This is a genomic window from Mesorhizobium sp. P2_A8, from assembly GCF_056404935.1.
The window spans coordinates 90275-103566 of sequence record NZ_JBFUDB010000012.1; the positions used below are offsets into that span (position 1 = coordinate 90275).

The 13292-nt window shown below is 58.8% G+C and carries 8 protein-coding genes and 2 pseudogenes; 4 read left to right on the forward strand and 6 right to left on the reverse strand.

The window, feature by feature from the left end; all coding sequences use genetic code 11:
* Window positions 1–437 precede the first annotated feature (437 nt).
* Both AC1D10_RS31575 and AC1D10_RS31580 read right to left on the reverse strand, forming a co-directional pair.
* Window positions 438–2306 carry a M24 family metallopeptidase gene (locus tag AC1D10_RS31575; protein ID WP_477278713.1) on the reverse strand — a complete coding sequence of 623 codons (1869 nt, stop codon included), beginning with the start codon at window positions 2304–2306 and terminating at the stop codon, window positions 438–440.
* Between the two features lie 336 nt (window positions 2307–2642).
* Complete coding sequence (locus tag AC1D10_RS31580; RefSeq protein ID WP_477278714.1) at window positions 2643–3815, reverse strand: M24 family metallopeptidase; 1173 nt, start codon at window positions 3813–3815, stop codon at window positions 2643–2645.
* Between the two features lie 434 nt (window positions 3816–4249).
* On the opposite strand from AC1D10_RS31580, the gene AC1D10_RS31585 reads away from it, so the two are divergent.
* The 4 genes and pseudogenes from AC1D10_RS31585 to AC1D10_RS31600 all read left to right on the forward strand — a co-directional run.
* Window positions 4250–5896 carry an MFS transporter gene (locus AC1D10_RS31585; protein WP_477278715.1) on the forward strand — a complete coding sequence of 549 codons (1647 nt, stop codon included), beginning with the start codon at window positions 4250–4252 and terminating at the stop codon, window positions 5894–5896.
* A gap of 466 nt (window positions 5897–6362) precedes the next feature.
* Window positions 6363–7130 (forward strand): IS3 family transposase, encoded by a 768-nt coding sequence (locus AC1D10_RS31590; RefSeq protein ID WP_477278716.1) that lies wholly within the window; start codon window positions 6363–6365, stop codon window positions 7128–7130.
* Window positions 7131–7135: 5 nt separating this feature from the next.
* A pseudogene (locus AC1D10_RS31595) lies at window positions 7136–7198 on the forward strand (hypothetical protein); the annotation flags it as partial.
* Between the two features lie 177 nt (window positions 7199–7375).
* Window positions 7376–7627 (forward strand): annotated as a pseudogene (locus AC1D10_RS31600) (biotin/lipoyl-containing protein); the annotation flags it as partial.
* Between the two features lie 347 nt (window positions 7628–7974).
* Here AC1D10_RS31600 and AC1D10_RS31605 read toward each other — a convergent pair.
* The 4 genes from AC1D10_RS31605 to AC1D10_RS31620 form a co-directional block, all read right to left on the reverse strand.
* On the reverse strand, window positions 7975–9381 hold the full coding sequence (locus tag AC1D10_RS31605) for an aminotransferase (RefSeq protein ID WP_477278717.1): 1407 nt from the start codon (window positions 9379–9381) through the stop codon (window positions 7975–7977).
* A gap of 165 nt (window positions 9382–9546) precedes the next feature.
* Complete coding sequence (locus AC1D10_RS31610) at window positions 9547–10044, reverse strand: Lrp/AsnC family transcriptional regulator (protein WP_477278718.1); 498 nt, start codon at window positions 10042–10044, stop codon at window positions 9547–9549.
* A gap of 221 nt (window positions 10045–10265) precedes the next feature.
* On the reverse strand, window positions 10266–11810 hold the full coding sequence (locus tag AC1D10_RS31615) for a fumarate hydratase (protein ID WP_477278719.1): 1545 nt from the start codon (window positions 11808–11810) through the stop codon (window positions 10266–10268).
* A gap of 6 nt (window positions 11811–11816) precedes the next feature.
* Window positions 11817–13244, reverse strand: a complete 1428-nt coding sequence (locus tag AC1D10_RS31620) for an NAD-dependent succinate-semialdehyde dehydrogenase (protein ID WP_477278720.1) — start codon at window positions 13242–13244, stop codon at window positions 11817–11819.
* Window positions 13245–13292: the final 48 nt, after the last annotated feature.

Genomic DNA, 13292 nt, shown 5'->3' on the forward strand with positions numbered 1-13292 from the left:
CAGGTGTGAGATCGTCTCAACTTTCCTATCTCCACAAGATCGGCGGCCGAATAAAACGACGTGTAGGGCGTTATCGTCGGTAGGGTGTGGTTTGTACCGCACCAATTGTCCGAACGATAGCGTCGAAGTCGCCCCGCCTTACCGCTTCGACCATGATTTCGCGCACCTCGGCGAATACCATGTCGTGTACGGGGTCCCCCAGATTGCGCACGGAACAGGGTGGGCCAATCAGCTCAACGCCGGCCTGATGAGCGGAGTCAACAACCCGCCGAACGTGGAATGTGCTCGCCGGCACGACTATGCGTGAGGAACCGATATCGGCATCCTCAGATACACGATACTTCGACCTTTGCCTGACCTGAGCCTCGCAAAATTGCTATTGGTGAACAGGGGCGCCAGAATCGGCCGTTGCCCATTTCTCGCAATATTCTCGCTCCTCACGTGTCTCCGGCCGCGGCGGCGAAGGCGGACGCCACGCCAGAAAGCCATTCGAGCGACACCGGATCGATCAGCGGCCTGACGTCGGCAAGGACGATCCGGTGATAATCGGCCAGCCAGCGGCGCTCGCCGGCGTCGAGGCGTGAAGAATCGATGAGCTTTGGATCGATTGGCAGCCGAGAGATGGTGTCGAAGCCGGCAAAGCCTACCTGCGGCGCGGCCACGACGACCATGTGGCTTTCGATACGCACGCCGAAATCGTCGGCGGCATAGTAGCCTGGCTCGTTCGTGATGAGCATGCCTGGTTCGATGGGTGTCGTCGACTCCACCCCAGCTCTCGGCGCGATGTAAGGCCCCTCATGGATGTTGAGGAATGCGCCGACGCCGTGCCCGGTGCTGTGGTCGTAGTCCATGCCTTCCTGCCACAGCGCCTGGCGGGCGAGGCAGTCGAGCCGCATCCCCTGGATGCCCGTCGGAAAACGGGCGGTCGCCAGCGCCACGAAGCCTTTGAGCACGAGCGTATGGGCGAGCACGTGTTTGGGCTCAGGCTGGCAGAGTCCTTGGGTGAGTGTGTTGTCGGTCGTGGCGCCAGGATATTGCCCGCCCGAATCCATCCAGTAGATCGGATGGTCGTTGAGTCGCCGACATCCCTCGCGCCTGGGCACGTAGTGTGGCTGCGCCCCGTTCGGCCCGGAGGCCGACATCAGGGGCATGGACGGTCCTTTGTATTGCGGGTACTCGCGGCGCAGCGCCTCCAGCCGCTCTGCCGCCTCAAATTCGGTGACACTCTGCACCGGTACTGTCCGCGCCAGCCATGCCATGAAGCGCACCACGGCGGCGGCGTCGATGATATGCGCGCGCCGTGCCGCCTCGATTTCAGCGGCGTGCTTGCGCCAACGGCTAAGCGCAACGGTATCGTCGGCCCGGATGCTGCCATTGGCCTCGATCATATCGGCGAGTGCGGCTGGCGTGCGGCGAAGGTCGGCACCGACGGGGCCGCGCCGGCAGGTCGCCGCGAGCACCTCGCCGATCTTGTCGGGCGGCGCGATCGAGACCCCATTTTTTTCGCGGGCAAGCAGAGTCGGCGCAAGCTTACGCCGGTCCACGAACCAGGTCACCTTGCCCTCGCGTTCCACCAGCGCTCGGCTGCGGCAGGCGGGCACGATGTGCCAGTCGCCGACCTCGGTCTGCAGCGCCTCGTCAGCGGCGCGTACGTTGAGGAGCCATGACACATCCTCAGGGTCGGCGACGAGCTGAGCCTCCAGTCCCTGTCCGCGCAAGTGTTCGGCAAGCGTCGCGCATTTCTGTGTATGGGAGACGCCGGCCAGCGATAAAGGATGATCGACAGCCATTGGCGAAAACGCCGGTTGCATATCCTTGCTCCGCAGGCGATCGACAGGGCTCCCGGGAAGGGCCACCAGGACGAAGTTGAGCTCGTCCGCTAGTGACTGCCATTCGGCCCGTTCGATTACCGAGTGAAGCCAAAGATCAAGGCCGATGCGCGCGCTTTTCGGAAGGGCTTCGCCGAGCCAGGCGCGACGGGCTGCAATCGTCGCATGCTCAATTGATAACGGCGCGCCGCGGGTGTCGGCAAGGCCCTGTTGGGCATAGCGCCCGTCAAGGAAGAGCGCCGCCTTCTCGCGCAGCACGACCGCCTCGCCAGTCGACCCGCGGAAGGCCGTTGCCCAGCGCAGCCGCCGTTCTGAGGGGGGCGCGAACTCGCTCAGGAAGCCATCTGTCGACGGGATGACGAGCCCGGCCAGCTCGCTGCCCGCAAGCCAGTTCTGGATATCGCGTACATGGTCTACACCGCGCTCACCTGTGCGGGATGCGAGCGCGTTATGGGCGTCATTTTCGGGAAGGCTCATCTATGTTCTCCTCCAATGTTGCCGCCATTGGACGGACTACAATTTTCCGCCGTAGATAATCGCCGCAGTGGCGAAACCCAGGAGCCTCGCCAAAAATGTACCCAGAAGCCTTCCCTTCCGGCTTTCGGCGATTTCACAGGGGTCTAGATTTGACGCGGAGGCGGGGTCACTTACATCTTCTATCAGCTTGGCGTGCCTGCAGATAAATGTCGGATACCGAGCCAATTAACAACGAGGGAAGCGAGCTTCTCGCTCACCCGGGCGCGTGTGATGCGTGGTGGCCGCTGTCGACGACCTAATTCTCGAGGAATTCGTCTCAACACAATTTGTAGCATGTTAAGCGAGATAAAGTGTCGGTGGTATGCTACTCAATACTTCCGCGCCACGCGCGGTTACCAAGACCTGAGCACCGACTCCAATCAAGTATCCAGTCTCGCTTCGCAATATATTCGGCATGTGCAATGTCATTCCGGGTTGGAGGACATCTTCGACGCCTGGCTCCAAACTCAGATTTCCGCGCTCAGTCCAATGAATGCCGGTTAGATATCCTGTTCGTTGGCGAAAAACCCCCTTGCGTCCAGAACGCTTCAGCACCTCTCGACCCGCAGCGTCCACTGCGGCCGCGGTGGTACCCGGCCTGATGGCGGCGACGAGCGTCTCGATGACCTCTTCTGCCAACGCATGCAGGGACTCGGTCTCCGGATGTCGGCCAAGCACGGCGCATCGGACCATCCCGGCGGCGTACCCGTATTTGGATGCGCCGATTTCTAGAAAGGCCGGCTCGTTATTACTGATTGGATGATGCGTCGCTGGGCCGTGCGGCAACTTTGTCCGCTCCCCGAACAGGATGGTCATAGACGGAGACAGTCCAACTCCGCCGCCAGCGGAGCCGACGTCTGCATTTACCGCCGCCGCTATCGTCTCAACCATTTCAAGTTCGGTGAGACCGGGCCGCAGAGAAGTCTGGAAGGTCCTTATCGCCAAGTCGGTCATATTCATGGCGTCGCGCATGCATTGTAGCTCCAATTCGCCCTTCACCGCCGCGAGCGCTGGAACTAGTCCGCTTGCATCTGTGATCTTTAGATTGGGAAGCTTGGCTTTAATTGCACTGAGATCTGATGGAGCGAAGTTCCAGCATCCAAGCTCAAAACCAACTCGCTTGTTCTGCAACCCATACTTCGTAATTAGCTCCGCAAATACCCTCGCAAAATCAGGTTGATGAGTGTATGTGACGATCTCCTCGATACAGCAATACGCTCGAACGGCGTGCTCATCATATTCGCGAACGAGATATATAGGGGATTGACCCGGTATAAAAATCAGAGGAAACGGCGCAAAGTATCCGCCGCTTCCATCGTACCCGCTGAGGTAGCGAAGATGCCCATGCGCAGTCACCACAAGAGCGTCGAGACTGGCATTGGCAACCGCCTCCAGCAAATTGTTCTGCCGGCGTTCGTACTCTGATAGAGGGAACGGAACGCCCGTCATAGGGATGGTTGAAGACATCATCGCCATATCTCACCTAAGTATTTTCATGTTGGTGGGGTCGGCTGCGGTAAGACGCATCCGGCTATTCGAAGCCGTTCGCTCAAAGCTCCGAACTTCAGCTCGGTCAGACAATCAACAGTCGCAGTGGCTGTCGTCAAATGCAGTTTTGATATTGTTCTCATCTGGCCGCGAGATGTGAGTGTTGGGGATTAGACGAAAAATGCAGTTGGTGCCCGGTGTGAAGCTCCTCTCTCTGCGTTTCATCCGGACGTCTGAGACACCTCAGTGGACGCGTAAACATAAATGCGCATCGCTCGCCTGCGTGATCCGGTTTTCCTGCCATCTAGATGCCAGATGACCACAATATGAATACAGCATTTGACGCGAGCGATTGGTAATTGGATGGTCCGAACCAGGGAACTGCGAAACACGAATCGGTCGGCCCCATGAGTAGAATGCCGGGTGCAGACGCGGATCCCATCGAGCCTACGACATTTGCCCCGCTCAAAAACCCTATCTTTCGCTTGCTCTGGCTCGCGACTCAGGTTTCTAGCCTCGGTTGGCTCACGCAAGCCGTTGCTATCAGTTGGATGATGGCGACAATCTCGGCTTCTGACTTGATGGTTGCATTGGTGCAGGCCTCCGCGACGCTACCCGCATTTATCCTGTCGGTTTTCGTTGGCGCTCTAGCCGACAATTTTAGTCGTCGCCGAGTGATGTTCGTAGGCAGGATCATTATGGCTGTCGCATCTGCGCTGCTGGTGGTCTTTGTCGCATTGGGTTTCGCTGATCCTTGGACGATCCTTGGATTCAGCTTTTTGATTGCATGTGGGGGAGCTCTCCACGATCCTGCATGGCAAGCTTCGGTTAGTGATATCGCCGAACGACGCGATGTGCCTGCCGCAATTACTCTACTTTCCGTCGGCTTCAATATCGTCAGAACCATCGGCCCGGCATTCGGCGGGCTCGTCGTTTCCTCTTTTGGGCTTCTGGCGGCGCTGGGCATAGCAACACTCAGCTACTTAGTACCCATGGGCGCCATATGGCGCTACAAATGGAAAGTGAATTCCTCACCGCTCCCGCGGGAGCCAATAGGGACGGCCATCTATGACGGGCTCCGCTTCACCGCAATGTCGTCCGAAATTAAAGCAGCAATCGCGCGCGGGACACTTTTTGGGTTTGCAGGAATCGCAATACTAGCTTTGCTGCCATTGGTAGTTCGCGATCAGTTGGGGGCAGGTCCTGTCGCCTACGGCAGTCTAATGGCATGTTTTGGAGCTGGAGCAGTCGTCGCAGGCATTCTCAATCGTTCGTTTAGGCGGAAGCATTCTCAAGAACGTTTGATTAAGTTTGCCTGCTTTGCCTGCGCCGCGAGTTCTCTAGCTCTCGCTATGACAACTTCGCTCGTGGTAGCGGCCCCCGCACTTGCCTTAGGCGGTGCAGGCTGGGCGACGGCCTGGGCGGGAATTGGGGTTAGTGTGCAGTTGGCTAGTCCGCGTTGGGTGGTAGGGCGCACAATCTCGATTTACTATGCATTGATAGATGGCGGTATCGCTGTCGGCAGTTGGGCCTGGGGGACGGTTGTGCAGAACAACTCCCTTCCCTTGGCGCTAGGAAGCTCTGCTGGAGCCTTGCTATTTGTAGCCGGAGCGGGCTTTTTTTTCCCCTTGCGCGAGCGGCGCGATTCCGAGCCCGATCCCTTGGACAAGTTCGATGCCCCCACAATTGCGCTGTCTCTGAAGCCAAGAAGCGGCCCCATCGTTGTTAAGACTGAGTATTTGGTGTCTGAGGAAAATGTTGGGGCATTCCTTGAGTTGATGAGGGAGCGTAGGCATGTGCAAAGTCGTATCGGTGCCCGACATTGGACGCTTCAGCGTAATCTTCAGAAGCCCATGCAGTGGACCGAGACGTTTCGCACTCCCACTTGGAACGATTATCTTCGGATGAATTATCGCCTTACCAAGGCAGATATAGACTTAGAAGATCGATTTCTGCATTTGCATATGGGGAAGCATCCGCCGTGTGTAACACTTTCTATTGAGCGACCTACAAGTGTGAACACCAAGACCGAGCAGGCGCCCCCATTCTTTCCTCGCCTTTAGACTCTTCGTGTGATCTCTCGGATTGCATGCGGATCGCCACATCCTAGTCCGGACCTAACATAGTAGAGCCATAGTGCACTGCCCCTGGCGCGATATACAGGCGCCGCCTATCCTTCGAGCATAGCAGGCAGCTTGTGAGTACCGAGAGGTACACCTTGGAATTCAAGGATGTGAATCGGCGTGCAAAATTGACCCCATAATGGAGTGCGCCCCTCGGAGCGGACAGATTGACTAAGCAGAATTGACTTGGAAGCCGGGCTTTCGAAGGATGGAAGCCATGACTGCACATCGCGCGCACAGCATCGAGTTCAAACGTCAGGTAGTGCAAGAGTTCCTCTCGGCGAGACGCTTCATTGTCTGGCCAGGCGGCACGAACTAGCGCGTAACCTGATCCGTATCTGGGTCCAGAAATACGAGGCCGGCGCCTTCGACGAGGATGTAGCGGCGGCCGAGACGATGCAGACCTATGAGGCTCGGATCGCGCGCTGGAGCGGCTGGTAGGCCGGCAAGCCTTGGAAATCGAGTTTCTAAAGGGGGCTCTAAAAAGCGCACCACGTCCCAGAAGCGGGCCTACATCCGTGATCACCGGCCCCGCGGTGTCTCCATCGCTGAAGGATGCCGGCTGATGGGGATCGCGCGATCAACCTACTACGATCAGCCCGAAACCGCCGTGGATGACACAGCGCTCGTCGAGACGATGGGTGAGATCTCCGACAGCTTCGAAGCCTACGGCTATCGCCGCATGCAGGCGGCGCTGCGGCAGAGCGGCATTGTCGTGAACCACAAGAAGGTCAGACGATTGATGCGCGAGCATGATCTGCAGCCCAGGATCATGCGACGCTTTATCGCCACCACGGACAGCAATCATGAATTGCCGATCTTCCCGAACCTGGCGAAGGACGTGACACTCGATGGCCCGAACCGGCTTTGGGTAAGCGACATAACCTACGTGGCGATTGCGGCAGGCTTCGTCTACGTCGCGGTCATCTTGGATGCCTGGTCCCGCAAGGTCGTTGGTTACGCCATCGGCCGGTCGATCGACGCGCGCTTGACCGTTGCAGAATTGAAGGCGGCAATCGAACGGCGAAAGCCACGGGCTGCGTCCATCACTCGGATCGAGGGGCGCAATATGCCGCGCTCCTCTATCGCAATCTTCTCGCCGAGCACGATCTTATTGGATCGATGGGTCGGCGCGGCAATCCCTACGATAATGCCAAAGCGGAAAGCTTCATGAAGACGATGAAGGTCGAAGCCATCTATCCGATGGCCTATGAAACCTTCACCGACCTCGCTGAGGACCTTCCCCGCTTCATTGATGAGGTTTACAACACCCGCCGATTGCACTCAGCGCTCGGCTATCTCAGCAACAGTTCGAAGACCAACACGCCCGGAAGATGGTCAAAACTGCCGCCTGATCCTGTCCGCTCCGAGGGGCGCACTCCAATCGAGGGTCAGTCTTGGAAGCCGTTTGACACGCGGATGCCGGGCGTGGTCTCCGCTTTCGGTCGTCGCCGGCCAGGTCGGTGAAAGCGGGCGACGTTCTGCTTTCGAAGCGATCAAGATGGAAACGGCGCTGCATGCCGAGCGCGACGGGACGTTCGCCGAGTGTTGGTCAAGGCCGGCGATCAGATCGGTTCCAAGGAGTTGCTCGTTGTAGTTGAGGCTGCACATTCAACTTTGGCAGGCCTCGCAGCCGGCGGCGGCGCTATGTCCGAATTTTGCCAGCAATAAGGAGCTGGTTTAAACATCAGTCACTTCTCGAGCGCCTCAACGTGCTTCGGGCGGACGCCGGGGGCACTGGCAAGCGAGGATCGAAGGTTGATGTCCCATTTGGTCCGCCGCAACGCCGCAACGCATTTCTATCCAGCGCCTTGAGAAAATGCGCCCCGCCGGTGGGGAGGGAGCACCGGCAGGGCGCGCCGCGAATGTCGCGGCCTGGTGACCGCTGGACAGCGGCAGCACCTTGGCTCCGCGTGTCTCGCGGGGGGTCTGCCGAGACTCGATCGCGTGCTGCGCGCAAGCGAGTGCCCGGAAAATGACTTCCCGGCGACCCTGGGGCATCACCCGCCCTGTCAGGTTTAAAGCGCGCCCTCGGCCTTCAGCGCACGGTAAGTCGTATCGACCGATTTCGCGGTCGCGTCGACGATGATGTCCACCTCGGCCCGGGTGATGATCAGCGGCGGGGCAAAGCCGAGGATATCGCCGTGCGGCATGGCTCGGCCAATGACACCGTTCTCAAGCAGAGCAGCGGCGGCACGCACGCCGACCTGCAGCTCGGGCTCAAAAGGTACGCGCGTTTTGGGATCCCGCATCATCTCTACGCCAGAGAGGATTCCAACGCCACGAACTTCGCCGACAATGGGATGTCCCTCCAGTTCGGCTTTCATGCGGGAAAGCCAATAGGGCGCGACATCCTGGACATGTTCCAGGATGTTTCTTTCCTTAAGGACTTGAATGTTGGCGAGTGCGGCTGCCGCGCAAAGCGTATGACCGGAATATGTCCAGCCATGGCCCAGAGCTCCGTGCTTCTCCGTTCCTTCTTCAAGGACTTTCCAGACGCGGTCGCCGATAATTGACCCAGAGATGGGGAGGTAAGCGGAGCTGACGCCCTTGGCGATTGTGACGAAATCCGGGCGCATACCATAAAGGTGCGAACCAAATTTCTCGCCAGTTCGCGCGAAGCCGCAAACCACTTCATCGGCGATCAGCAGGATATCATACTTGTCCAGCACCTCTTGAATGGCCGTCCAGTAGCCCTTTGGGGGCGGAACGATGCCGCCGGTCCCAAGTGCCGGTTCTCCGATAAAGGCTGCAACCGTATCTGGGCCCTCGGCAAGAATAAGGGCTTCAAGTTCGTCGGCGCAGCGTTTGGAGAAGGCCTCCTCAGTTTCGCCCTCATGCGCCTGGCGATAGTAATGTGGCGTCGTTGTGTGGCGCACCAGGTTCAAAGGCAGATCGAAGAATTTGTGAAAGAACGGAAGGCCTGTCAGGCTGCCGGTGAACAGCCCGGACCCGTGATAACCGCGGTGTCGCGAGATGATTTTCTTCTTTTCAGGGCGCCCAAGGATGTTGTTGTAGTACCAGACGAGCTTGATGTTGGTTTCGTTGGCATCAGAACCGGACAGGCCAAAATAGACCCTTCTCATGTTCTGTCCAAAATATTCGACGATAGCCTCCGCCAAACGGGCGACAGGCTCCGTGCCCTGGCTGGCATAGACATGAGCGAACGGCAGGTCGTGCGCTTGCTTGGCAATGGCGTCGGCGATCTCCGTGCATCCATATCCCATATTGACGCAGTAGAGCCCGCCGAAACCGTCGAGGCTCTTTCGGCCTTCAGTATCCCATATGTAGACGCCTTCCGCTCCGGCCATGATCCGGTTTGGCGTCTCGCCGCGGCTGTGTTTTGCCAAGTGCGTGGACGGATGAAAGACGAAGCTCCGATCCTTCTCCTGGATTTGCTTGGTTCCCAGATTGGTCAGGCTCATTGCCGCTCTCCCTTTGATCGCCCGGCGGAGAACACTTGGTCAGCCGCTCGTCAAGGGATGATCATACCTACGGACACACCTCACGTTCCACGGTAATGCGCGTCCGCGGCCGACGAATCCACGGAACTTGCGCCAATCTCCGTGGAAAACACGGGCTCCACAAAATCACCGCTCTCTTAGTGCGGACAAGGGTATCGGCGAATTGGATTTAACGGATTTCGTCACGACCAGGCTATAATATTGGTCGATCCCGAGACCTACCTGTAGCAACCCCTCCATGAATTCCTGATAGGCAGCCATAGAGGGCGCTGCAACGCGCATCAGGTAATCGACCCGGCCCCCGATAGCCCAGCAGTCCATAATTTCGGGGACGCCCTTAATCGCGGTCTCAAAGTGTCGTTGATCTTCGAGGCGGTGACGATCGAGCACCACCTCCACCATCACGAAAATCACGCCCCCAGTGAGGGACGGACTCAGCCGCGCGTAATAGCCTTCAATAGCCCCTGCAGCTTCGAGTGTGCGGAGCCGCTCCGAGCAAGCCGACGCCGACAGATGAACGCGCTTGGCAAGCTCACTTTTCGATATCCGACCGTCTGCTTGCAGCTCGGACAGAATCCGAAGGTCCCAAGCGTCAAGGCATACGGTGTTGAGTTTCGACTTCATGGCCCTGCCGGAGCTGAATCACAGCTTTACGTTTAGGCGGCTTTTGGGTCCGCGCCAATTACATCTATGGTGCCGAGCGCCAACTAAACGTTGTGTTCGTCGCGGGTGGTTGAGGCATGGCATGGGCTCATTCGCAGCTTGCCCAAACCAAGCGCATAGCCTTCTCGTTGCCCTTCGGAGCCTATGGATAAGCGACGCAGGACAATTGTTTGACGGAATTATCAAACGCCTATGTTGCGCGCGATGCTATCGGCAGCCATGCGCTTGCGCCATTCAATCGGCCCAGAATTATGAATCGAGTTTCCCTCGACATCGACAGCCATGATCACCGGCATATCCTGGACCTCGAATTCATAAATGGCTTCCATGCCCAGGTCTTCGAAGGCAACGAGCCGCGCCGCCTTGATCGATTTTGATATCAGGTAGGCAGCGCCACCCACTGCGGCCAGATAGGGGGTCTTGTGTCTGGCAATCGATGCAATGGCGGCTGGGCCCCTCTCCGCCTTACCGACCATTGCAAATAGCCCGGTCTGCGCGAGCAATTTTTCCGTAAAATCGTCCATGCGGCTTGAGGTTGTTGGGCCAGCCGGCCCCACGACCTCATTCCTCACCGCGCGGACCGGTCCGACATAGTAGATCACGCGTCCCCGCAGATCGATCGGGAGCGGCTTGCCGGCATCGATCAGGTCGACCATTCGCTTGTGGGCGGCGTCACGACCCGTCAGCATCTTTCCGGATAGAAGAAGAGTTTCCCCGCAGCGCCACGATGCTGTCTCTGCCCTGGTCAGCCCATCCAAGTTGACCCGGCGGATGCCGGTTGTTTGCAAGTCCTCGGGACCGATCTGGGGCCATTGGGAAAGGTCGGGCGGTTGGAGCTGCACTGGTCCTTTACCGTCCAATGTGAACGTCAAGTGCCGGTTCGCTGCACATTGCGGGATGAGTGCCACGGGCTTGGACGCCGCATGAGTTGGATATGTTGCGACCTTGACATCAACGACTGTCGTCAGGCCACCAAGGCCCTGGGCGCCGATCCCGAGAGCGTTGATGCGTTCATAAAGCTCAATGCGGAGCGCCTCCTCCGCGTTGGCAGGTCCCCTGGAAAGCAGTTCCGACATGTCGATAGGTTCGTTCATAGCCTCCTTGGCGAGCAGCATCGCCTTTTCGGCGCTACCACCGATGCCGACCGAGATCAGGCCGGGCGGGCACCATCCACTACCAAGCGTCGAAACGGTGTCGACCACCCAGTCGGCAACAGACGCGCTGGGGTTAAGGGTGGTGAAACGTGCCTTGTTTTCCGACCCGCCGCCTTTTGCGGCGATGGTGATCTCAATCTTGTTGCCTTGCACAAGTTCGATGTGGACGACTGCCGGCGTGTTGTCGCGGGTGTTCAATCGTCGGCCAAGCGGATCCGAGACGATCGATGGTCGAAGAGGATTGTCGGGGTCGAGATATGCCTGTCGGACGCCTTCATTCACGAGGTCGGCGAAACTGGTCGCAGACTTGATGCGAACGCCCATCCCGACCTTGGCGAAAACCACCACGAGACCAGTGTCCTGGCAGATCGGCCGCCGCCCAAATGCCGCCATGCGCGAATTCAGCAGTATCTGCCCAATGGCGTTCTTTGCCGACGGGCTCTGTTCGCGCTCGTATGCCTGCGAAAGGTACTGGATATAGTCTGGAGGATGGTAATACGAGATGTACTGAAGGGCGTCGGCGACGCTCCTTGCTATGTCTTCACCGGCAATTGTGCGTGCCCTTTTATCCACCAACTCTCACCCGAATGACCCGAGCCCGTTAACCAGTTTCAGGCTTTGGAAGCTCCGCAGGCCGTGCTCGCCACCTTCATACCCATAGCCGCTCTGTTTGACGCCTCCATACGGCGCATCCGCGGAAACCCCCTTTAGGTAATTTACACTGACAGCGCCCGCCGAAACACCGCCAATCAGCGCCCGTTTTGCATCGGCGGCGCCGGTGAAGAAATAGGCCGCCAGGCCATATTCGGTGGCATTGGCTTCTTCGATAGCCTCCTCGATCGTGTCGAACGGCGCCACGGTCAGGATCGGCCCGAACGGCTCGTCATGAAGCACTTTCGCATCCTTTGGTACCCCGGTCAGGACGGTTGGCGGCCAGTAAAAGCCAGGCCCGTCCAGGCGGGCGCCACCGGTCTCGACGCGGGCGCCGCGATCCACCGCGTCCTTTACCAGAAGCTGCATGGCGTCGATTCGCCGAGCGTTTGCCATCGGTCCCATCTCGGTCGTAGGGTCGTCGGGCGGGCCGATCTTGATTTTGCGCGCAACGTCGGTCATCCGGGATAGAAACTCCTCATAGAGTGGCCGGGCGACGAGGATTCTGCTGGGCGCATTGCAGCTCTGGCCGGCACACTCGAACTTGTATTCGGAAATTGCCGGAACGGCCGTTGCGAGATCCGCGTCCTCGCAGACAACGACAGGGGAGTGCCCGCCGAGTTCAAGGACACACCGTTGCAAGTTATTCGCGGCGAGCTTGGCCAGGTGTTTTCCAACAGCGGTGGAACCCGTAAAGGTCAAGACTTTCACAATTGGCGAACTGAGCAGGTGCTCAGAAATCTGCGCCGGCACGCCGAAGACAAGATTGACCACGCCGTCCGGGATACCCGCCTGGCGCAACGCTTCGACAATGTGGATGGCCGCACTCGGTGTCTCTTCAGCCCCCTTGAGGATCACAGGACAGCCTGCCGCCAACGCGGGGGCAAGCTTGCGGGCGATAAGCACTGCGGGATAGTTCCACGGCGTGAAGGCAGCGACTACGCCGAGCGGCTCAGGGACGATCATTCGGTTCGGGCCATGTGGAATTGGGGCCGACAATTCTTCGGCGTGTGTGCCGTACCACTCCAGCGTCTCGACGGCGCGTGCGTATTCGCCCGTTGCTTCGGCAATCGTCTTGCCCTGTTCTCTCGACAAATCCTTGGCTGCGTCTCTCACCTTCGTGGCCAGGATGCTGGCGGCCGCGACAAGGATTTCGCCGCGACCCTTCGACGGTCGGGAGGACCAGGCCCGGCGGCTTGCCTCTGCAGAAGAAAGGGCCTCGTCCAGATCCGAAGCTGACGCTGCGGCGACCGAGCCAAATACCGTTTCTGTCGCCGGGTTGGTCACCGTCAGGGTTGCGCTACCGTCTCGCCAACTGCCGTTGATGAAAAGCTGATAGGTCGTGGCGTTGGACATCGCATGCTCCGCTTTCGTGAATTTGGCCAGGTACGAAAACGGCCGATA